Here is a 21,993-nt window from a genome sequence, read left to right on the forward strand (position 1 = left end):
TCCTCTTGGGTTTTACGCATGTTCGTCACCGGGGCCGCTAACGCGACGCAGTGATCGATTTCGGTCCACGTCCGACGGCAACGACTCCCGACTGAACTATTTCTCGAATTCCATAGGGGTCCAACATCTTCAGCAACGCGTCGAGCTTGGAGCGGGTGCCCGTCGCCTCGACCGTCACCGCCTCGGGAGAGACGTCGATGACCTTGGCGCGGAACAGATTCACCGTTTCGATGACCTCGCTCCGAACGCTGGCATCGGCGCGGACCTTGATCAGGACCAACTCGCGCGCCACCGAGGAATCGTCGTCCTGCTCGACGATCTTGATGACATTGATCAGCTTGTTGAGCTGCTTGGTCACCTGCTCGAGCGGGAACTCGTCGACCGTCACCACGATCGTCATGCGCGAGATATCGGGAATCTCGGTGCCGCCGACCGCGAGTGAGGAGATGTTGAAGCCGCGGCGCGAGAACAACGCGGCCACGCGCGCCAACACACCTGGCTTGTCCTCGACGAGAACGCTGAGGGTATGGCTCGTGCTCACAGGTCCGTGCCTTTCGCGTCGTTGTTCATCGGGTGCGGCGCCTGCTCGCGCTCCATCGCGTCGTCGAGTCCTGGCTCACTGCCCACGGTCTCGTCCTCGTCGAACAGCGGACGGATGCCGCGGGCGGCCATGATCTCGTCGTTACCCGTTCCGGCGGCCACCATCGGCCACACCTGGGCGTCGGCACCGACGATGAAGTCGATGACGACCGGACGATCGTTGATGGCGCGTGCCTGAGCGATCACCGCATCCACGTCCTCTTCCCGCTCGCATCGCAAACCGACGCAGCCCAAAGCCTCGGCCAGCTTGACGAAATCGGGGATGCGCACGGCACCGTGAGTTCCGAGATTGGTGTTGGAGTAGCGCTCCTCGTAGAACAGGGTCTGCCACTGCCGAACCATGCCGAGGTTGCCGTTGTTGATGAGCGCGACCTTGATCGGGATTCCCTCGACCGCGCAGGTAGCAAGCTCCTGGTTGGTCATCTGGAAGCAGCCGTCGCCGTCGATCGCCCACACCTCGGCGTCGGGCAGGCCCATCTTGGCTCCCATGGCGGCCGGAACCGCGTACCCCATCGTGCCCAGACCACCGGAGTTGAGCCACGTGCGCGGCTTCTCGTAGTTGATGAACTGCGCGGCCCACATCTGGTGCTGGCCGACGCCGGCGCAGTAGATCGCGTCGGGACCGGCGAACTTGCCGACCGAGGAAATGACGAACTCGGGAGACATGGAACCGTCGGACGGACGGTCGTAGCTCAACGGGTACGTCTTGCGGATGCCGTCGAGGTAAACCCACCACTGCTCGAGGTCGAGAGTCGTTCCGGTGGCGCGATCGGCCCGCAGGGCCTCGATCAGCTCGGTGATGACCTCGCCGCAGTCGCCCACGATCGGCACGTCCGCGTATCGGTTCTTGCCGATCTCGGCCGGGTCGATGTCGGCGTGGATGACCTTGGCATCGGGAGCGAAGGACGAGAGCTGACCGGTGACGCGGTCGTCGAACCGGGCACCGAGCGTGATCAGCAGGTCGCTGCGCTGCAGAGCGGCGACCGCCGCGACGGTGCCGTGCATACCGGGCATGCCCAGGTTCAGCTGGTGGGTGTCGGGAAATGCCCCGCGCGCCATCAGCGTCGTGACGACCGGGATGCCGGTCAGTTCTGCGAGCTCGAGCAGTTCTGCCGAGGCGTTGGCCTTGATGACGCCGCCACCGACGTACAGCACCGGCTGCTTGGCATCGGCGATGTAGCGTGCCGCTTCGCGAACCTGCTTGCCGTGCGGCTTGGTGACCGGGCGGTAGCCGGGCAGACGCATTTCCGGCGGCCACGAGAACGTGGTCTGCGCCTGCAGCACATCCTTCGGGATGTCGACGAGGACGGCACCGGGACGACCCGACGCGGCGATGTAGAACGCCTCGGCCATGATGCGCGGGATGTCCGCACCGTCGGTGATCAGGAAGTTGTGCTTGGTGATGGGCATCGTGATACCCGAGATGTCGGCTTCCTGGAACCCATCGGTACCGATGAGGCTGCGGGCGACCTGACCGGTGATCGCGACGATGGGAACCGAGTCCATCTGCGCGTCGGCCAACGGGGTGACGAGGTTGGTCGCGCCCGGGCCGGACGTCGCCATGCAGACGCCGACCTTGCCGGTCGCCTGGGCGTAGCCGGTGGCGGCATGACCCGCACCCTGCTCGTGGCGAACGAGCACGTGGCGCACCTTGACGGAGTCGAAGAGCGGGTCGTAGACCGGGAGAACCGCGCCACCGGGAATGCCGAATACGGTGTCGACGTCGAGTTCTTCGAGAGCTCGTACGACCGACTGTGCGCCGCTGACCTTCTCGGGTGCGACGTGGCGTCGCGATCCGTTGGTCGCCGCGTCTGCGGACGGGTTGCTGGTCGACGGGCTCGTGGCTGTCCCCGACTTACGTGTCGTGGGCCCTGGGCGTGCGGTTGGTGCGCTCACTGATTGCTTCCTCAGGAATGTGAAATTGCTGGGCGATCTCTGGGCAAGAAAAAACCCCCGTCAGCGTGAGCTGTACGAGGGTGGCGCGTCGATGCGAGTTTGAACAACCGGCTCAGGCGTTGACGCGCCGGCCGATTACGAGTATCCAATTCCGCTTCACGCACTGAACGGTAGGCGCGCGCACAGGGAAGAGTCAAACTCGTCACGACGCAATCCCATTATGTGAGATCGCGTAGATGCAATGCGAAGATGAATGGGTGTCGTCTTCGCAGCAGTCCGAACCACCTCGGCCATCATCCCACACCGGTTCCGAGCAACCGAACAGTGCCGACGGGCCACCGCCGTCGAGCAGGCAGGTCATCCGCCTCCCGCGTCTGGCCCTGATCGGCGTCGGGTTGCTCCTGTTCAGTACCTCTCTGCCTGCAGCGAGCTGGCCCGCCGCACTGGGCTGGCTGCTGATTCTGCCGATCGTCGCGTGCATCTGGGTGCTGCGTGTGCGCACCGTCATCACTCCCGAGGCGATCACGGCCCGCCGTTTCATCGGCTCCGACGTCATCGAGTGGGAGTCCGTGGTCGGACTGCACTTCCCCGATCGCCGCTGGGCACGCGTGGTGCTCACCGACAAGACGGAGAAGTCACTTCCGCTCGTGCGGTTCGATCGGCTCCCCCAACTCGCGGCCGCCAGCGGCGGTCGCATCACCGACCCCTATGCCGCGGCAGCTGCGGCGGAGGATCAGGCACGCGCAGAGGCCGAGAATGCCGAGCACGACGACGAACAGGCACCGAAGGATCGCTGACGAGGGGCCGAGTAACCTCCTCGTTGCGATCACCGCTGCAACGAACGAGGAACTGCACTATGCCGCCGCTACGCTCACGGGTCACCACTGTCGGACGCAATGCTGCGGGCGCGCGCTCGCTGTGGCGCGCCACCGGAATGACCGATTCGGATTTCGGTAAACCGATCGTCGCCATCGCGAACTCGTACACCCAGTTCGTACCCGGCCACGTTCACCTGAAGAACGTCGGCGAGATCGTCGCCGACGCCGTCCGCGCGGCAGGCGGAGTCCCTCGCGAGTTCCACACCATCGCCGTCGACGACGGAATCGCCATGGGGCACGGGGGCATGCTGTACTCGCTGCCCAGCCGCGAGATCATCGCCGACTCGGTCGAGTACATGGCCAACGCCCACACTGCGGACGCACTCGTGTGCATCTCCAACTGCGACAAGATCACCCCCGGCATGCTCAACGCGGCCATGCGATTGAACATCCCGGCGGTGTTCGTCTCCGGTGGGCCGATGGAGGCCGGTAAAGCGGTGGTCGTCGGAGGGGTCGCGCAGGCACCCACCGACCTGATCACCGCAATCTCCGCCAGCGCGAACGACGCCGTGTCCGAAGAGGGCCTGGACGAGGTCGAGCGCAGCGCGTGTCCCACGTGCGGGTCCTGCTCGGGCATGTTCACCGCCAACTCGATGAACTGCCTCACCGAAGCGCTCGGCCTGGCATTGCCCGGCAACGGCTCCACGCTGGCCACCCACGAGGCCCGCCGCGCCCTGTTCACCCGGGCCGGCACGACCATCGTCGAGGCGGCGATCAAGTACTACCGGGACGAGGACGAGTCGGTGCTGCCCCGCAACATCGCCACCCCGGCGGCATTCCGCAACGCGATGGCACTGGACGTGGCGATGGGTGGCTCGACCAACACCGTGCTGCACACTCTCGCGGCGGCGCAGGAGGGCGAGGTCGATTTCGATCTCGACACCATCGACGCCATCAGCCGCAAGGTGCCGTGCCTGGCCAAGGTGTCGCCCAACTCGGACTACCACATGGAAGACGTGCACCGGGCGGGTGGAATTCCCGCTCTCCTCGGCGAACTGCGGCGTGGGAATCTGCTCGAGACCGACGTCTCGACCGTCCACACGAAGAGCTTCGACGAGTGGCTCGACACGTGGGACATCCGCTCCGGTGCCGCATCCGACGAGGCGATCGAGCTGTTCCATGCCGCTCCCGGCGGCGTCCGAACCGTCGAACCGTTCTCCACGAGCAATCGCTGGTCCTCCCTCGACACCGACGCCGCGGGTGGTTGCATCCGCGATCTCGAACACGCCTACACGGTCGAGGGTGGCCTGGTGGTGCTGCGCGGCAACATTGCCGTCGACGGCGCGATTCTGAAGACTGCGGGCATCGACGAGGACCTCTTCTCGTTCCAGGGACCTGCGCTGGTCGTCGAGTCTCAGGAAGAAGCCGTCTCGGCCATCCTGCAGAAGAAGATCCAACCCGGTGACGTGCTCGTCGTGCGGTACGAGGGACCCAAGGGTGGACCGGGAATGCAGGAGATGCTGCACCCGACGGCGTTCCTCAAGGGTGCCGGTCTGGGCAAGGTCTGTGCCCTGATCACCGACGGACGGTTCTCCGGTGGTACGTCGGGCCTGTCCATCGGACACATTTCCCCCGAGGCTGCGGCCGGCGGCGTGATCGGCCTCGTCGAGAACGGCGACCAGGTCCGCATCGACGTTGCCACGCGCACGCTCGAGATCCTCGTCGACGAGGAAACTCTGGAGACTCGACGCGCGAAGATGCTCGCGTCCGAGCGGCCGTGGCAGCCGGTCGACCGACAGCGCACGGTCACGACGGCGCTGCGCGCCTACGCCGCACTGGCGACATCCGCGGACAAGGGTGCTGTGCGCTACGTGCCCTGAGCAGAAAAAGCATGTGAGTGGAGCCTGCGGAACGAATCCAAAAAACATGTGAGTGGTTCCTCGTAGCAGGCTACGAGGAACCACTCACATGGTTGGTTGTCGACCGGATCAGCGGACGACCGGGTTCGCTCCGTTGAGGAAGATCCAGATGCACACGCCCGCAGCGATTCCCACCGCGAGTGCGAGGAACGATCCGATGCGCGGGCGGGTCGCCCAGCCACGGCGGCCGTCGAACGCGATCTTTCCGGGTCCGGTGAGAATGATGGCCGCGGCCGCGAAGCCGAGAACGGTTTCGTACTCCACGCCGGTGGCACCGGAGAACTGCAGCCCCGGCTCCGCCACCTGCTTGAAGCACCAGGCGTTGATGATGGTCGCCAACACAGCTGCACCGGCCAGCGGCGTCGCCAGCCCCAGGATCAGCAGTGCGCCGCCGAGGGTTTCGCCGGCCGCGGCCGCGATGGCGAGGATCTCCGGGTATCGGAACCCGGACTCCTCCAGGAGATTCTGAAATCCGTCCAGCCCGGGACCGTTCCACAATCCGACGAGCTTCTGCAGTCCGTGCCCGAGGAACACTGCTCCGATGGCGACGCGTAGGACGAACAGGCCCAGATCGGTGGTGCCGCGTCGGGCCGGAACTTCCACGGTCTCGGTGCGCACCGGGGCTGCCGGGGCGGCGACTGCCGAATCGGAGGACTCACCGAGATACTCCGTCGGACGATCCGAGTACGCGTTCGAGGTGGCACCGGCCGCCGTAGCCGTCGTCTGGGTCGGCGAGTCGGCGAAGGCCGACGGGCGGTACGTCGGGATCTTCTCTGTCGGTGCCGCATCGGTGCTCCGCTTGTCGGATGCGGAGGAATTCGGGAAGTCCAACTCGTCGTCGGTTCGGGGCAGACGATCCGAACGCTGCGCACCGAACGCTGTGGTCGATGCACCGGACGCGTCGGAACCCGAACGCGTGGGCGAAATCTTCTCGGTGGGGTTGTCGTACGGGCTCTCGGCCGGTTCGTACGAGGGATCCTGCTGGTTGGGGTCACGCGGTGTATCGGTCACCTCCCCACACTAAGGCCGACAACCCCGCGCCACCGACGTTGACGCTCACGGCCGCGTGGCGCGTCGGACTCGACGTTCCGTAACGTTCGAACCATGAAGCCGCTCGGAGCATCGTCACGAACTGCCCGCGCGGCTGTGGTCGCCCTGTCGACGACGGTTGTTCTGCTCGCCGGGTGCGCCCGATTCGACGATTCCAACTCGTCCCCGTTCACCCCCGCGCCGGATGTCGGAGCTGCCGAACTCAAGCCCACCACACCCAGCGAGACCTCGCCCCCGGCGGGTCCGAACGCCCCGCAGCCCGTCTCGGGACCGTGCGTGGATCCCGACCCAGCAGTGATCGCCACCTGCCTCGACACCACGGGCGGACTCGTAGCTCTTCCCGACGGCCAGAGCAGCCTCGTGGCAGAACGCAGGACCGGCCGCATCATGGAGGTCACCGCAGGCCGGACGCCACAGCAGGTGGCCACGATCCCCGTCGACGGCACCGGCGACGGGGGCCTGCTCGACATTGCTCTCTCGCCCACGTACGCCGAGGACAAATTGCTCTACGCGCTGATCACGACGGCGTCGGATACGCGGGTCGTTCGGCTCGCGCAGGGGGACGTACCCAAGGACATCTTGACCGGGATCCCCCGCGGGGCCGCGGGAGTTCGAGGTTCCCTCGAGTTCTACACGCCGAACGAACTTCTGGTGTTGACCGGCGACAACGGCGATCCCGTCGCCGCCGCCAACCCGAACTCGTTGTCCGGCAAGCTGTTACGCGTGACATCACTGTCGCCCACTCCCACTCCCCCGCGTCCGGGTATCGCGCTCAGTGGCATCGGCACAGCGGGCGACGTGTGCACCGACGGCAGCGGGAACATCTACGTCACCGACCGCACCGCCACCGAGGATCGCCTGCAGCGCATCGACAAGCTGGGAGCAGTGTTCTCCCCGGTGTGGACCTGGCCCGACCGTCCGGGTGTGGCCGGGTGCGCCGCCGGGCAGAGCGGCGTCGCGGTTGCCCTCACCACAGCGAAAGCTGTTGCAGCACTGGCCACGGACCCGAACACCGGAGCGGTCTCGGCCGAGCCGACCCTGTTGATCCAGGACAAGTACGGGCAGTTGAACGGGGCTACCAGCACGAGCGACGGTCAGATTCTGGTGGGAACGGTGAACAAGAACGGCACTGCCGTCGGCCCCACCGACGACCGCGTCGTCAAGGTGCCGTTCCCTGCCGGCGGTGGTGGCGGCTTCGACTGATCCGACAGCTCCTTCGAACGACAAGGGCGGCCGGGCAGCAATCGCTGCCCGGCCGCCCTGCTCATGCGTCGATCAGGACTGACCGCACGCCGCCAGCACGAGTTCCTTGACTCGGGCGGCATCGGCTTGTCCCCGCGTCGCCTTCATCACCGCGCCGACGATGGCACCGGCGGCCTGGACCTTGCCACTGCGAATCTTGTCCACCACACCGGGGTTCGCGGCAAGTGCTTCGTCGACGGCGGCTTGAAGCTTGGTGTCGTCTTTCTCCAACACCAGATTCCGCGCCGACATCACCTCTGCGGGCTCGCCCTCACCGGCCAAGACGCCGTCCACGATCTGACGAGCACCGTTGTTGTTGACCTTGCCGTCGGCCACCAAGGCTGCCACCTCGGCCACCTGAGCCGGAGTGATCGCCAGATCCCCCAATTCGACGCCGGCGATGTTGGCCTGCTGCGCCAGGTACGACACCCACCACGACCGCGCAGCCTGCGCCGACGCGCCGGCGTCGACGGTCGCCGCCACGAGTTCGAGAGCACCCGAGTTGACCAAGTCGCGCATTTCCTCGTCGGAGACGCCCCAGTCCTTCTGAATTCGCCCGCGGCGCAACCACGGCAGCTCGGGCAGAGTGGCTCGCAGCTCCTCGATCCACGCTGCATCCGGGGCCACGGGAGCGAGGTCGGGCTCCGGGAAGTAGCGGTAGTCCTCCGCGGTCTCTTTCTTCCGGCCCGCCGTGGTGGTGCCGTCGGACTCCTGGAAATGTCGGGTTTCCTGCGTCACCTCGCCGCCGGATTCGAGCACCGCAGCCTGACGGCGCATCTCGTAGCGCACGGCGACCTCGACGCTCTTGAGCGAGTTGACGTTCTTCGTCTCGGTGCGAGTACCGAACTCGGTGGCCGACTTCCGCATCAATGAGACGTTGGCATCGCAACGCAACGAACCCTGATCCATCCGCACATCGGAGACGTTCAGCGACTTCAACAGGTCACGCAATGCGGTCACGTACGCCCGCGCCACCTCCGGTGCCCGCGCCCCGGTACCGGTGATGGTCTTGGTCACGATCTCGACCAGGGGCACACCGGCGCGGTTGTAGTCGAGCAACGAATGCGATGCGCCCTCGATTCGTCCGGTTGCGCCACCGACGTGCGTCGACTTGCCGGTGTCTTCCTCCATGTGGGCGCGCTCGATCTCGACGCGGAACGTGCTGCCGTCGTCGAGCACGACGTCGAGGTAACCCTCCGTGGCGATCGGCTCGTCGTACTGCGAGATCTGGTAGTTCTTCGGCTGATCCGGGTAGAAGTAGTTCTTCCGCGCGAACCGTCCCCACGGGGTGATCGAGCAATTGAGCGCCAGCCCGATACGAATCGCCGACTCCACCGCAGCAGCGTTGACCACCGGCAGTGCGCCGGGAAGGCTCAGGCACACCGGGCACACCTGCGTATTGGGCTCCGCACCGAACGCGGTGGGGCAACCACAGAACATCTTGGTGGCCGTACCCAACTCGACGTGGACCTCCATGCCGAGCACGGGGTCGAACGTGGCGAGCACATCGTCGTAATCGATCAGATCGACGGTTGCAGCAGTCATGCTCCGTAGTTTATGCATTGCATTCGCCACCCGAGTAACCACGTGTCCTCGCGCACCGATCGCCTCGGGGTCAGCCGAAGAACGCTGCTGCGTCGTCGTACCGGGTCTGAGGGACCCGCTTGAGTTGCTTGGTGGCCTCGGCCAACGACACCAGGCCGATCTCGGCACCGCGCAGCGACACCATCTTTCCGAAGTCTCCGGAATGCGCGGCATCGGTGGCGTTGACACCGAATCGCGTTGCGAGCACACGGTCGTACGGAGTGGGAGTGCCGCCACGCTGCACGTGCCCGAGCACCGTGGTGCGTACCTCTTTGTTGATGCGACGTTCGATCTCGACGCCGAGCTGATGTGCGACTCCGGTGAATCGGACGTGCCCGAATTCGTCGATACCGCCGTCGAGCAATTGCATCGACCCTTCGACGGGCTTGGCCCCTTCGGCCACGACGCAGATGAAGTGGGAGTCGCCCCGCTGAAAACGCTTGCGCACCAACGTGCATACCTCTTCGACGTCGAAGGGCTGCTCCGGGATGAGAGTCATGTGCGAGCCCGAGGCCAATCCCGCGTGCAACGCGATCCAGCCTGCGTGTCGCCCCATCACCTCCACCAGCATCACTCGCTGGTGCGATTCGGCGGTGCTGTGCAGTCGGTCGATCGCATCGGTGGCGATGGTGAGCGCCGTGTCGAAGCCGAATGTGACGTCGGTGCAATCGATGTCGTTGTCGATCGTCTTGGGGACACCGACCACCGGTACGCCCTCCTCCGACAGCCACGCAGCTGCCGTCAGAGTTCCTTCACCGCCGATCGGAATCAACACGTCGATGCCGTTGTCCTCGAGGGTCTGCTTGACTCGGTCTAGACCGGCCCGCAGCACGTCGGGGTTGGTTCGAGCCGTCCCGAGCATGGTGCCGCCCTTGGTGAGCAGCCGGTCGTTGCGGTCGTCGTTGCGCAGCTGGACTCGACGGTCTTCGAGAAGCCCGCGCCACCCGTCCTGGAATCCGACGACCGTGGAGCCGTATCGCGCGTCGGCGGTGCGAACGACAGCGCGGATCACCGCATTGAGCCCTGGGCAATCGCCGCCTCCGGTCAGAACTCCGATGCGCATCGATTTTGGCCTCTCTGCTCGCAGGCCCGCGGAGCGGACCGAAGTGACGAACATCAGCCTAATCGGGCGTGGGTCCCCGCGCGCGCCGGTACCGGTCGGCCTCACTTGGGCGTGACGACACCGGTTTCGTAGGCCAGCACGACCGCCTGCGCGCGGTCGCGTAGCCCGAGCTTGCTCAGGACCTTGCCCACATGGGTCTTGACCGTCTGTTCGGCCAAGAACAGCGCACCTGCAATTTCCGCATTGGACATGCCGGTCGCGATGAGTTCGAGAACCTCGCGCTCGCGCGGCGTCAGATCGGCCAGGCGGGAAGGAGTGTTCCTCCGCGCTCCGCGACGGGTCGTGACGTCGGAGATAAGGCGTCGGGTCACCGACGGTGCCAGCAGCGCATCGCCTGCCGCGACGACTCGTACGCCTCTGATCAGTTCCTCGGCCGCCGCGTCCTTGAGGAGGAATCCGCTGGCCCCGAGAGCCAGGGCCTCGTAGACGTAATCGTCGATGTCGAAGGTCGTCAGCATCAGGACACGGACCGGCGACGCGTGCGACGCGGACAGGATCGCGCGGGCCGCGTCGAGCCCGTTCATCTCGGGCATGCGCACGTCCATCAGCACTACGTCCGGCAACAGCCGCGCTACCTCGCTGACCGCGGTGCGACCGTTGTCGGCGTCGCCGACGACCGAGATGTCGTCCTGAGCGCCGAGCAGTGCACCGAACCCCTGCCGCACCATCGCTTGATCGTCGGCGATGAACACCGTTGTAACCACGCGTGACAGCCTAAACCGCGTCGCCGGCGTCAGCCGTTGCCGGCGGAGTCGACATTCCGGTCGGCACACGAACCGAAACCTCGAACCCACCGCCGGGCAGAGGGGCGGCATGCAGCCGGCCGTGTGCGGCCTGCGCTCGCTCGCGCATTCCCGCGATTCCGTGCCCGCCGCAATCGCTTCCGGGAGTGCGGGAGATGCTCGGGTTCGGAGCCGGTGCGTTGACCACCGTCATGTCCACGACGGCAGGGCCGATCGCGATATCCACCTCCACCTCGGCTTCGGGCGCATGGCGCGCGGCATTGGACAGCGATTCCTGCAGAATACGGAACAGGGCCAGTCCTGTTGTCTCCGAGACCGATTCGACGGTACCGGCGATGGCCCACCGCACATTCATGCCCGCTCTGCGACTTGCCTGCAATGTGCGTTCGAGATCCAGTGCACTCGGCGCGGGCGCGTCCTGCATCTGCGCTCCATCGCTACGCAGTACCCCGAGCATCCCCCGGATCTCGTTGAGCGCCTCGCGTGCACTCGCGCCGATCGACTCGAATTCTCGAGCCGCGGCCGGTGACACGTCGTCCAGTCGGTACGGCGCACTCTGGGCCTGAACGACGACCATCGACATGTGGTGTGCCACGACGTCGTGCAGATCGCGGGCGATCTTCGCCCTCTCCTCGAGAATCGTGCGGCGAGTGCGTTCGAGTTCGCTGACCTCCTCCTGCTGCGCGAGCTGCCTGCGCGAAAGAACGAGCCACCGGATCAGCAGCCCGAACACGACCACGGCAGTCAGGCCCACCGACCACCCGATTCCGTCGGAGCCCGGCATGTACGCGAAGAACACCAGCATGCTGGCCAACCACGCCACCAACAGCACCTGCGCCGGAGAACGCAGCGCGACCGCGAACAGCAACGCCAACAGGACGAGGATGTGCACCACTTGCCACGGGTAGTCGTAATCCGGAACGCGGTCGAACGCCGCCGGAATCACCAACGCGGACAGCGCCGATACCGCCCACCCCATCGCGGGATTGAGTCTGATCAGAGCGAACGGAAACGCTGCCAACGCTGCGACGAACGGTAGCAACGGAACCGAAACCTGATGCGTGACCGTCAGTGTCGGCCACGCGATCGAGTACAGAATTGCCGTCACCGCGATGATCAGCACGTCGACCGAACGGACGCCGCCGATCTGCTCGGGCACCCGGCGCCGAGCACGTACCCCGAGTTCGAGACTCGTCGACCTTTTCTTTCGCACGTCTCGAGCCTAGGCAGCATCGACCGCCGGCGTCCTCGTACCGGGGTATCGGTTCGGCATGGCTCGGAGGTATCAGGACCGCGTCGAACCGGTCCCGGGGGCACTCACCACAGCCGAACCTCGGAGCGATGCTTGCCTCGGCCGGCCGAACTTAGCGTCGATCCTCATGAGCCGGAACATATCTCGCACCCTGATGTGCGTGGCAGCTGCCATCGTCGTCGTGACCGCCACGACGGGAGCAGCAACGTCGTCACCCACCGAGGACCGTCGCTCCCCCGTGGCACAGACCGTTCGTGCACTGGTCACCGAACCCGCCGAGGACGCTGCGTCGACCATCCCGAGCGACTTCGCAGACGTCATGGGCTACCGGCCCGCGGTGCAGGACGGGATGGCGAGCAATCCCGGCGGGGATTGCTCGTCCCCGATCCCACTGCCACCCGAGTTCGAGGCTGCGTGCCGAGCCCACGACCTGGGCTACGACCTCCTCCGTTACGCGAACGCGACGGGCACGACCGTCGACCCACAGTGGCGCAGGGCGATCGACGCCCAACTCGACAGTCGCATGCACGACGCCTGTCACCATCGCACCGACGACGGGTCCCGGCAGATCTGCGACGCAGCTGCGGTCGTGGCGGCAACGGCAGTCGACCTCAATTCCTGGCGACAATCGTTCGGTGCACCGGTCGCCGAACCCGCCATGCCCCTGACACTGTTCGGAGCCGTGCTGGCGCTGACGCTGCTGATCGCGTCCGTTGTCGCGCGGTACCGACGTGTGTCGATGACCCCGACCCGCACGGACCGACGCTGATGTCCACCACGGCCATCCCGGACCGCGAGGTCGAGACCCCAGTCGCATCGGATGTCGAGTCGCCCAACCGTCTTCGCTTGCCGAGACTCGGCACGTCGGTGTCCGTTGCAGCGGCTGTGGCGATCTCCTCGGCTCCGTCACTTCTGCCCCGCTCCGCCGTCACTGCGGCCCTGTTCACCGGATTCATGGTGGCACTCGCTCTGACGGTCGCATGTGCGGGCCGACGGGTGTTCGGGCCACGACGGCCCGCGTCGCTACGGCTACGAGCGTGGACCGTCGTCACTGCTGCATTGATCTCGGGCGACGCGTTGGCCTCGAACATGCACTGGCAGAATCGATTACGAGCCGCGATGGACGTCGAGCCGGTGAGCTGGAGCTACGCCGTCGACGTTACCGGGGGTGCCCTGTGCGTTGCGCTCGTACTGTGCGGAGCCGGTAGCGCGCTCCGGCGAATCTTCTCCGCTCTGGGCCGGAACCGTTGCGTGGCACTGCTCGTCACGGTCGCTGCATTGTCGTACACCCTGGCCGTTCCGTTCGTGCGGTCCACTCTGTCGGCCTCGTACTCGGCCTCGAACTCGGCGATGGACGACGCAGTGGCCGCCCCGACATCGGAGACGAGATCCGGCGGTCCCGGATCCTCGGCACCGTGGCGCACGCTGGGACGCGAGGGCCGCGCGTTCGCGTCGGGAGGGCAGGATCTCGACACCGTACGCACGTACGTGGGACTCGAGTCGGCCGCGACACCGGACGAGCGTGTGGCACTGGCCGTCTCCGAGATGGAACGGGCTGGAGCCTTCGAACGCAGCGTCGTCGTGGTCGCGATTCCCACCGGGTCCGGCTGGGTGGACGAGAATGCGATCACCGGGGCCGAAAGAACGTTCGGCGGTGACGTCGCGACGGTGGCGGTGCAGTACTCCGACAAGCCAAGTTGGGCGACCTTCCTGTTCGCCGAGGACGACGCCCGCCGGTCCGCGAACGCCGTGGTTCGAGCGGTCGCCACCCGAGCGGCGGCGGAGCCGACCACACCGAAAGTCGTCGTGTACGGCCAGAGCCTGGGTTCGGTTGCAGGAAGTGATGCGTACCTTGCCGTGCAACAGAACATTTCGTCACTCTGCGGGGCTGTCTGGGCCGGCCCGCCCGCGGGATCGGTCGACACCGACGGTGCCGCCGTCCTGGCCAACTCCTCGGACCCCGTCGCGCGATGGTCTCTCGATCTGTTGTGGTCGCCGCCGGATACGACGACGTTCACGATCGACGCCCCACGGCCGCCGTGGTTGCCTGTCGTCGGCTTCCTGCAGACGTCCGTCGACCTGCTCGCCGCATTGGATGTCACGTCGGGCCACGGCCATCGATACGGGACCGACCAGGGCGAGGCCATGGCTCGCTGCCGCTAACGAGAGGGGCCGCCGGAAAAGGGAGTGCTGGTCCGTCAGCCGAGCAGACCGAGCCGATTGCCGAGCCAGTCCATCTCCTGATCGAGCGCAGGCGCCCAGACCTGCATCGAGTGTCCTCCCGGCAGCTCGCTGTAGTGCACATCCATGCCCGCGGCGGCGGCTGCCCGGTAGGCCCGCTCGGTCTGCGGCCTGAACTCCTCGTCGTCGGCTCCGACGACGAAGGCACCGGCAGAGTCGGGAAAGCTGTTGCGGGAGAGCACGTTCAGCGGCGTAGAACGATCGAACCGATCCTCGTCGGCCGGTGTGTCCGCCCCGTACGCAGCAAGGACCGACTCCGCTCTGGTGCCACGACGTTGTTCGTCCTCACCGGAGATGTCGAGAAATGTGGGGTACGCCGACGGGTCCGTCGTCGCGAGCTGAAGGGCGCAGGTTCCGCCGTAGGAGTACCCGCCGACCGCCCAGGATCGCGGGTCCGAGGACACGTGGAGGTTCGACCGAACCCACTGCGGGACATCGACTGTCAGATACGTCGCAGCATTACCGAGGTCCGAATCCATGCACATCGGGTTGGCTTCGGTGTCCCCCAGCCCGTCGGCAACGACGACAACCGGGGCGACGCCGCCGTGACGTGCCGCGAATGCGTCCATCGTCTGCGGTAGTCGGCCACCTTCGATCCAGTCGACCACATGGCCGGGCTGTCCCGTGAGCAACACCAGTACCGGGAGGTCGTCCGCCCCGTCGTCGTACGCGGCCGGGAGATAGACCGTCGCCGGACGAGCACGGAACTGCGACACCGTGCCGGGCACCTCCACGTCGAACAACCGGCCGTGTCCTTCGACGTGCACGACCGGCGCACGCCCGAGTGCCGACGCGGCCGTGGGGTACCGCGTCACCGTCAGGTTGGTCAGTACGGCGGTCGCCACCAGGAGCGCCGCTGCCAGGCCCAGTGCGCTCAGCCCACCGACGGGCGAGCCGAGCGGACGGCCACGGCGGATGCGAACCACGATCGCACCGGCGGCCACGATCGCCAGCACCGTGGCCGCCGCCAATCCGATGACCGGGACCGCTCCACCGAGCAAGGGCAGATGCGCCAACCGGGCGGCCCACCGATGCAGCACCTCGAACTACCGCAGATCGCCGCGGGCAGCCTCGTACGCAGCGCCGACGCGGTAGAGCCGCTCGTCTGCGAACGCGGGAGCCATGATCTGCAGACCCACCGGCAGACCGTCCTCGGACGCCAGTCCGGACGGCACCGACATCGCGCAGTGGCCGGCGAGGTTGGTGGGCAGGGTGCACAGATCGTTGAGATACATCGCCATCGGGTCGTCGACTTTGTCGCCCAACGGGAATGCCGTCGTCGGGGTCGTCGGCGATACGAGCACATCCACCTTCTCGTATGCCGCGTCGAAGTCCTGCGCGATCAAGGTGCGGACCTTCAGGGCCGAGCCGTAGTACGCGTCGTAGTAACCGGCCGACAGCGCGTAGGTGCCGATCATGATGCGGCGCTTGACCTCCGGCCCGAACCCCTGAGCGCGGGTGGTGGCCATGACCGATTCGGCGCTGTGGTGGCCGTCGTCGCCCGCACGCAGGCCGTACCGCATTCCGTCGAACCGAGCCAGGTTGGACGACACCTCGGACGGGAGAATCAGGTAGTACGCAGCCAATGCGTGGACGAAGTTGGGGCACGACACCTCGACCACCTCGGCGCCGAGCGAAGTCAATGCGGCCACTGCGGCGTCGAAGGACGAGATGACACCGGACTGATAGTTGTCCGAGTGCAACTCCTTGACCACACCCACCTTCACTCCGGTCAGGTCGCCGCGAGCGCCCTCTCGGGCCGCCTCGACGACGGGACGAACCGGGGTGTCGACCGACGTGGAATCCCGCGGGTCGTAACCCGCGATGACCTCGTGCAGCAACGCGGTGTCGAGCACCGTACGACCACAGGGTCCACCCTGATCCAGCGAGGAGGCGCAGGCGATGAGTCCGTACCGCGAGACGCTGCCGTACGTCGGCTTGGTTCCCACGGTGCCGGTCAGTGCCGCGGGCTGCCGGATGGATCCACCGGTGTCGGTGCCGATGGCCAACGGTGCCTGGAACGAGGCGAGCGCAGCCGCGCTTCCGCCTCCCGAGCCGCCCGGGATCCGGGTGGTGTCCCAGGGGTTCTTGGTCGGTCCGTACGCGGAGTTCTCGGTCGAGGAGCCCATCGCGAACTCGTCCATGTTGGTCTTGCCGAGAACCGGAATGCCCGCCGCTCGCAGCTTCGAGGTCAGCGTCGCGTCGTACGGCGACACCCACCCGTCGAGAATCTTCGAGCCGGCGGTGGTCGGCATGTCGGTGGTGGTGAACACGTCCTTGAGCGCCAACGGCACCCCGGCGAGCGGTGAGGCCGGTGCCGAGCCCGCGGCCAGCCCGGCGTCGACGTCGTTCGCCGCGGCCAGCGCCTGCGCGCTTGCCACATGCAGAAAAGCGTGAAGGTCGCCGTCGACCTCGGCAATCCGATCCAGATGTGCCCGGGTCACCTCCACCGCACTGACGTCCCGCGAGTGGATACGGTCGGCGAGCTCGGACGCGTCGAGCTTGGTCAGGTCGGTCATTCGCTCTCTCCCAGAATCTGCGGCACCGCGAAACGGCCCTCCTCGGCATTCGGTGCACCGGACAGCGACTGCTCCGGCGTCAGACCGGGAACAATCACGTCGGGACGCGTCACATTGACGATGTCGCTGGGGTTGGCTGTCGGCGCAACGTCGTCCGTCGCCACCTCGGCGACGGTCTTGACGTGATGGAGGATCGAATCCAACTGGCCGGCGAACTCGTCGAGTTCGGCGTCGCTGAGAGCCAAGCGCGACAGCCGGGCGAGGTGAGCGACCTCGTCGCGGGAGATATCGGGCACCGCGTAGACCCCTTTCACACAGTAGGAGTGGGGCCTGCAGGAACCGGCCCCGTATTTGCGCAGAGCGAACCGCACAGGTCCGCGAACGCGGTCCAGCCTAGTGCGCACCGTTTCGCCGACCTCACTCCCGGTCAGCGGTCTCGATCGGCCGCCGATCTCGCCCGCACGAGTGTCAGAATTGTCACGTCCCGCGTTGCGTGTCGAGCCGGCCAGGTCGAAGATGCAAAGATTGCTCGCGCCGGGGGTGCACAGTGTTCCCTGAACTACGCCAGACGTCGAAAGGGAGCGTGCCATGTCCTACCTGCTCCGCGTGCAGCTGCCCGACCGGCCGGGCAGCCTCGGATCGCTGGCCGTGGCCCTCGGCTCGGTCGGAGCGGACATCCTCTCGCTCGACGTCATCGAACGCGGCGACGGCTACGCGGTCGACGACCTGGTGGTCGACGTTGCGCCCGGTTCGCTTCCCGACACACTGATCACTGCAGCCGAGAACCTCACCGACGTCCGCGTCGACTCGATCCGCCCGTACACCGGCGTTCTCGACACCCATCGCGAACTGGAACTGATCGACCGGGTCGCAGCGGCATCCGACGACCGTCTGCAAGTTCTGGTCGACGGCGCTCCCCGCGTTCTGCGCGTGGGCTGGAGCACCGTGGTGGCCACCAACGCGCACGGTCCGTTCCGCCTGGTCGGTAGCCCGGGCGCACCCGAAACACACGCCGCCGAACTGCCCTGGTTCCCGTTGACCTCTCCCGCTGCACTCGACTCCGACGCAGACTGGGTACCTCAGGTGTGGCGGGACATGGACACCAAGATCGCTGCCGCTCCCCTCGGCACCACCGGCACCGTGCTGATGCTCGGCCGGCCGGGAGGGCCCGAGTTCAGGCCGTCGGAGGTAGCCCGGCTCGGTTACCTCGCCGGGATCGTCGCAACCGTCCTTACCTGATCACCGGAACTCGCCCGGTCTCCCCTACTGCTACGCGTCGGTGTCCGTCGTCGGCTCCGACACTGCGTCCGGGCCCTCGGTCAACAGACGCGTGAACCCTGCCTCGTCCAGGACCGGTACGCCGAGCTCGACGGCCTTGTCGTGCTTCGAACCGGGCGATTCACCGACGACGACGAACGCCGTCTTCTTCGAAACCGAACCTGCGGCCTTTCCACCCCGCAGCAAGATCGCTTCTTTGGCCTCGTCGCGCGAGTAGGAGTCGAGCGAACCGGTGACGACGATCGACAGGCCTTCCAGATTTCGCTCGATGGAGGCGTCTCGCTCGTCCTCCATCCGCACACCGGCATTCCGCCATTTCTCCACGATGGCCCTGTGCCAGTCGACCTCGAACCATTCGGACACAGCAGCCGCGATGGTGCCGCCCACCCCGTCCACCGCCGACAACTCCTCGACGGACGCTGCTTCGATGCGCTCGAGGCTGCCGAATTCTCCGGCGAGGGCTCGTGCAGCGGAGGGGCCGACGTGGCGAATGGACAGGCTCACCAGCACTCGCCACAGAGGCTGATTCTTGGCGGAGGACAGATTGTCGAGCAGTTTGCGCCCGGTGGCCGACAATGCGCCCGATTTCGTGCGGAAGATCGCAGTCTTCATCAGGTCTTCTTCGGTGAGCGAGAACAAATCGCCCTCGTCCTCGATCGCACCGGTGGCCAGAAGATCCGTCGCCGCTTCGTATCCGAGACCCTCGATGTCGAAACGCTGCCGTTCGGCCACGAAGAACACACGCTCACGGCGTTGCGCCGGGCAGAACTGCGAATTGGGGCAGCGCAGGTCCGCGTCGCCGTCCTTCGCCGGTGCCAACGGCGTCGAGCATTCCGGGCATTCGGTGGGCATGACGAATTCGGTCTCGTCGCCGGTCCTGGCGTCGACGACCGGGCCGAGCACCTCCGGAATGACCTCTCCCGCTTTGCGAATCGTGACGGTGTCACCGATCAGAACACCCTTGCGCTTGACCTCCGACGCGTTGTGCAGGGTCGCGAGAGACACCGTGGACCCCGCGACGAGCACCGGCGTCATGTACGCGAACGGAGTCACTCGACCGGTTCGGCCGACGCTGACGCGAATGTCCAGCAGGGTGGTGGTGACTTCCTCAGGTGGGTATTTGTACGCGATGGCCCACCGCGGTGCTCGCGACGTCGTTCCGAGCCGACGGTGCAACGACATCTCGTCGATCTTGACCACCAGGCCGTCGATCTCGTGCTCGACGTCGTGGCGGTGCTTGTCCCAGTACTCGACCTTCTCGACGACGGCATCGATGCCCTGCACGCGCGTCGTGTGGGTCGAGATCGGCAGACCCCACGCCTGCAGAGCCTCGTAGGCGTGCCACTGCGAATCGGGGGTGAAGCCGACCATCCGTCCGAATCCGTGACAGATCATGCCGAGACGCCGCTTCGAGGTCACGGCCGGGTTCTTTTGGCGCAGCGAGCCCGCCGCCGAGTTCCGTGGATTGGCGAACGGGGGTTTGCCCTCTTCGACGAGCGCCGCGTTGAGCGCCTGAAAGTCCTCGAGCCGGAAGAACACCTCACCGCGCACCTCGAGCAGCTCCGGAATCGGATATTCGGCGCTGCCGGTCAAGGTATCGGGGATGTCGTCGATCGTCCGAGCATTGAGCGTGACGTCCTCGCCGGTCCGCCCGTCACCTCGGGTCGCACCGCGCACGAGAGTGCCGTTCTCGTACACCAGGTTCAACGCCACACCGTCGATCTTGACTTCGCACAGGTAGTGCAGATCCGGACCGGCCTCGGTCTCGACCCGCTTGGCCCACGCACGGAGCTCGTCGTGATCGAACACGTTGTCCAAGCTCAGCATTCGTTCCAGATGGTCGACGGCGGTGAACACCGTCGCGAAACCACCGCCCACGAGTTGGGTCGGTGAGTCGGCCGTACGCAGGTCCGGGTGGGCTTGTTCGAGATCGTTCAGTTCGCGCAGCAGGGCATCGAATTCACCGTCCGAGACGATGGGCGAATCACGTACGTAGTAGCGGAATTGATGTCCACGTACTTCCTCGGCCAGTGTCTGCCACCGCTCGCGGTCGGCAGGGGTGGCAGGATCGAGTTCGACTCCGGCAGCCTCGGCGGCATCGTCGGTTCCTGCAGGCAGTTCGGTCGGCTCAGGCACGTGACGAAGATTATCCGACGGCACCGACATCGAAACGATCCTGCGTCCGGAAGGCTATCTGCCCATCAGGCCCAGCAGCAGGGTGGCGGCGATCAACGCCACCGCGCAGATTCCGGCAGTCAGCGCGAATCCGGTCAGGAAGTCGTCGGAGTAGATACCGCCGAGGACGGAGGCCATCACCGAGAGCAGGACACCGGCGGGCAGACCGCGCCGCTGGGCGTCCGAGAGTCGATACATGTCTCGATCATCGCAGATCCCCGTGTCAGATCTCGTCGACGACCACACTGTTCCCGCCGGACTGCTTGGACCGGTACATCGCCGCGTCCGCCGTGCGAGCCGCTCGTCCCACGACGGAGGTGCCCACGTCCCACAGCGCGGAGTCCTCACGCAGCAGTGCCATACCGACGCTCGCCGTGACCGGAATGTCGTCCCGGTGGTCGCACAGCACGCGCACCACATCGACGCCGAGGTCGACGGTGCTCTGCGCATGTCCGACGACGGCCAGCAGAAATTCTTCGCCACCGGTTCGCGCGAGCACTCCGCCGTGGTGGCGGGCGAGTCTGCGCAGCCGATCCGCGACCCGGACGATGACCTCGTCGCCCCGGCTGTGGCCGTAGCGGTCGTTGACGGCCTTGAACTTGTCGATGTCGACCACCAGGAACGCCATCGACAGTCCGCGTTTGTTCGCGAGCTGCCACAGGTCGAGCAGTTCACTGTCGATACCGCGGCGGTTGTACACCCCGGTCAGAGGATCGAGTACCGACCGCTTGGCGTCGTTGGACAACGTCGTCCACGCCACCTGCGCGAACACCGGTACCGCCACCGTTGCCAGCAACAGCACCACCGTCGCCGTCGCGACCGCCGGTCCGTCGACGGCAACCACCTCGCCGTCCATCACAGCGAGGAACGTGCGAATACCGAAGCCGATGATGAACGTCGCCGTCCACACCAGGTGGGCTACGAGCAATCGAGGACTGAGGAAATACGTACAGAACGCTCCGGTGACGGCGAACAGCACCGTTCCGATCAAGGACGCGACCGGCGCGTACAACACCAGCACCGAGGTCGTCAGAATGTCGCCGAACGCCAGGAACCCGACGAAGAACTTCTTCCCGGGGATCGGGCCGAACACGCACCGTGCGGCAACGAGTACCTGCGTGAACAGGACGAAGAAGACCCACCCGATTGCCAGCGAGCCGGTGGGGCCGAGATCGCTGAACAACATGAGAATCGACGTGAGGGCATACATCAGGACGGCGGTGCCGAAGACGACCCGGATGATTCCCGTCAGTGGACGAGTGGACCGGTGGTTGAGGATCCATTCGAAGTCGTGCGGAGCCCGGTACCAATCCGACGTGGCGGCGGCGAGTTTGGCCAGAACTCCGCGTCGATGCCGGCCGGAACGTCGGAGGGAGGCGACTTCATCGAAGCCGCGACCACCTGATGCCATGTACGAACTCCCACCGATTCAAAGCAGACCCCCGACGGCCGTGTGAATGATGTCACACCTGTTGTACGTCCCGAACGACCCGGGACGGAGCCGCAGGACGCTCCAGGCATTCCGACTCGGCACACTGTGTTTCGTCACAATG

At 66.2% G+C, this 21,993-nt stretch carries 19 protein-coding genes; 6 read left to right on the forward strand and 13 right to left on the reverse strand.

Features of this window, described 5'->3' with window-relative positions; all coding sequences use genetic code 11:
• Positions 1–37 precede the first annotated feature (37 nt).
• The gene (gene ilvN / locus RFA01S_RS14450; protein WP_008717436.1) at positions 38–541 is read right to left on the reverse strand and encodes an acetolactate synthase small subunit; all 504 of its coding nucleotides are present in this window, start codon (positions 539–541) and stop codon (positions 38–40) included.
• A complete protein-coding gene (locus RFA01S_RS14455; protein ID WP_032366369.1) occupies positions 538–2,496 on the reverse strand; it encodes an acetolactate synthase large subunit in 1,959 nt (652 codons plus the stop codon). Before RFA01S_RS14455 ends, ilvN begins: the two co-directional genes overlap by 4 nt.
• A 257-nt stretch (positions 2,497–2,753) precedes the next feature.
• Here RFA01S_RS14455 and RFA01S_RS14460 point away from each other — a divergent pair, with 257 nt between their 5' ends.
• Together RFA01S_RS14460 and ilvD are read left to right on the forward strand one after the other, a co-directional pair.
• Complete coding sequence (locus RFA01S_RS14460) at positions 2,754–3,293, forward strand: PH domain-containing protein (protein ID WP_179274019.1); 540 nt, start codon at positions 2,754–2,756, stop codon at positions 3,291–3,293.
• 59 nt (positions 3,294–3,352) lie between these two features.
• Positions 3,353–5,194 (forward strand): dihydroxy-acid dehydratase, encoded by a 1,842-nt coding sequence (ilvD, locus tag RFA01S_RS14465; protein WP_032407041.1) that lies wholly within the window; start codon positions 3,353–3,355, stop codon positions 5,192–5,194.
• 108 nt (positions 5,195–5,302) lie between these two features.
• Here ilvD and RFA01S_RS14470 read toward each other — a convergent pair whose 3' ends face one another.
• On the reverse strand, positions 5,303–6,244 hold the full coding sequence (locus RFA01S_RS14470; protein WP_032407040.1) for a DoxX family protein: 942 nt from the start codon (positions 6,242–6,244) through the stop codon (positions 5,303–5,305).
• Positions 6,245–6,337: 93 nt separating this feature from the next.
• Between RFA01S_RS14470 and RFA01S_RS14475 the strand changes: the two genes are divergently transcribed.
• Positions 6,338–7,486 carry a PQQ-dependent sugar dehydrogenase gene (locus RFA01S_RS14475; RefSeq protein WP_032407039.1) on the forward strand — a complete coding sequence of 383 codons (1,149 nt, stop codon included), beginning with the start codon at positions 6,338–6,340 and terminating at the stop codon, positions 7,484–7,486.
• A gap of 72 nt (positions 7,487–7,558) precedes the next feature.
• On the opposite strand, the gene gatB is transcribed toward RFA01S_RS14475, so the two are convergent.
• The 4 genes from gatB to RFA01S_RS14495 form a co-directional block, all read right to left on the reverse strand.
• On the reverse strand, positions 7,559–9,070 hold the full coding sequence (gatB, locus tag RFA01S_RS14480; protein WP_027496639.1) for an Asp-tRNA(Asn)/Glu-tRNA(Gln) amidotransferase subunit GatB: 1,512 nt from the start codon (positions 9,068–9,070) through the stop codon (positions 7,559–7,561).
• A 70-nt stretch (positions 9,071–9,140) separates the two neighbouring features.
• Positions 9,141–10,172, reverse strand: a complete 1,032-nt coding sequence (locus RFA01S_RS14485) for an ATP-dependent 6-phosphofructokinase (RefSeq protein ID WP_032366581.1) — start codon at positions 10,170–10,172, stop codon at positions 9,141–9,143.
• A gap of 101 nt (positions 10,173–10,273) precedes the next feature.
• Positions 10,274–10,936: a response regulator gene (locus RFA01S_RS14490; protein ID WP_032391549.1), complete on the reverse strand. Its 663-nt coding sequence runs from the start codon at positions 10,934–10,936 to the stop codon at positions 10,274–10,276.
• A gap of 10 nt (positions 10,937–10,946) precedes the next feature.
• Complete coding sequence (locus RFA01S_RS14495) at positions 10,947–12,134, reverse strand: sensor histidine kinase (RefSeq protein ID WP_032407038.1); 1,188 nt, start codon at positions 12,132–12,134, stop codon at positions 10,947–10,949.
• A gap of 220 nt (positions 12,135–12,354) precedes the next feature.
• Between RFA01S_RS14495 and RFA01S_RS14500 the strand changes: the two genes are divergently transcribed.
• A complete protein-coding gene (locus tag RFA01S_RS14500; protein WP_032407037.1) occupies positions 12,355–12,996 on the forward strand; it encodes a hypothetical protein in 642 nt (213 codons plus the stop codon).
• On the forward strand, positions 12,996–14,390 hold the full coding sequence (locus tag RFA01S_RS14505; protein ID WP_052060639.1) for an alpha/beta-hydrolase family protein: 1,395 nt from the start codon (positions 12,996–12,998) through the stop codon (positions 14,388–14,390). Before RFA01S_RS14500 ends, RFA01S_RS14505 begins: the two co-directional genes overlap by 1 nt.
• 35 nt (positions 14,391–14,425) lie before the next feature.
• Here the strand turns inward: RFA01S_RS14505 and RFA01S_RS14510 are convergent, their stop codons facing one another.
• Genes RFA01S_RS14510 through gatC form a run of 3 tightly spaced genes read right to left on the reverse strand, consistent with a single transcriptional unit; the run spans position 14,426 to position 17,283 of the window.
• The gene (locus RFA01S_RS14510; protein ID WP_052053330.1) at positions 14,426–15,508 is read right to left on the reverse strand and encodes an alpha/beta hydrolase; all 1,083 of its coding nucleotides are present in this window, start codon (positions 15,506–15,508) and stop codon (positions 14,426–14,428) included.
• 6 nt (positions 15,509–15,514) lie between these two features.
• Positions 15,515–16,987: an Asp-tRNA(Asn)/Glu-tRNA(Gln) amidotransferase subunit GatA gene (gene gatA / locus RFA01S_RS14515; RefSeq protein ID WP_032366363.1), complete on the reverse strand. Its 1,473-nt coding sequence runs from the start codon at positions 16,985–16,987 to the stop codon at positions 15,515–15,517.
• Positions 16,984–17,283: an Asp-tRNA(Asn)/Glu-tRNA(Gln) amidotransferase subunit GatC gene (gene gatC / locus RFA01S_RS14520; protein ID WP_027496634.1), complete on the reverse strand. Its 300-nt coding sequence runs from the start codon at positions 17,281–17,283 to the stop codon at positions 16,984–16,986. Before gatC ends, gatA begins: the two co-directional genes overlap by 4 nt.
• 292 nt (positions 17,284–17,575) lie before the next feature.
• Here gatC and RFA01S_RS14525 point away from each other — a divergent pair, with 292 nt between their 5' ends.
• Positions 17,576–18,226 (forward strand): ACT domain-containing protein, encoded by a 651-nt coding sequence (locus RFA01S_RS14525; protein ID WP_027496633.1) that lies wholly within the window; start codon positions 17,576–17,578, stop codon positions 18,224–18,226.
• Positions 18,227–18,256: 30 nt separating this feature from the next.
• On the opposite strand, the gene ligA is transcribed toward RFA01S_RS14525, so the two are convergent.
• From ligA to RFA01S_RS14540, 3 genes are read right to left on the reverse strand one after another with little or no spacing between them, the layout of a single operon-like run.
• Positions 18,257–20,401 carry an NAD-dependent DNA ligase LigA gene (ligA, locus tag RFA01S_RS14530; protein ID WP_371829103.1) on the reverse strand — a complete coding sequence of 715 codons (2,145 nt, stop codon included), beginning with the start codon at positions 20,399–20,401 and terminating at the stop codon, positions 18,257–18,259.
• Between the two features lie 54 nt (positions 20,402–20,455).
• Positions 20,456–20,638 (reverse strand): hypothetical protein, encoded by a 183-nt coding sequence (locus tag RFA01S_RS14535; RefSeq protein WP_027496631.1) that lies wholly within the window; start codon positions 20,636–20,638, stop codon positions 20,456–20,458.
• Positions 20,639–20,663: 25 nt separating this feature from the next.
• Positions 20,664–21,851 carry a GGDEF domain-containing protein gene (locus RFA01S_RS14540; RefSeq protein WP_052057239.1) on the reverse strand — a complete coding sequence of 396 codons (1,188 nt, stop codon included), beginning with the start codon at positions 21,849–21,851 and terminating at the stop codon, positions 20,664–20,666.
• Positions 21,852–21,993: the final 142 nt, after the last annotated feature.

Origin of the sequence: Rhodococcoides fascians NBRC 12155 = LMG 3623, assembly GCF_001894785.1 — a bacterium.
Taxonomy (GTDB): domain Bacteria; phylum Actinomycetota; class Actinomycetes; order Mycobacteriales; family Mycobacteriaceae; genus Rhodococcoides; species Rhodococcoides fascians.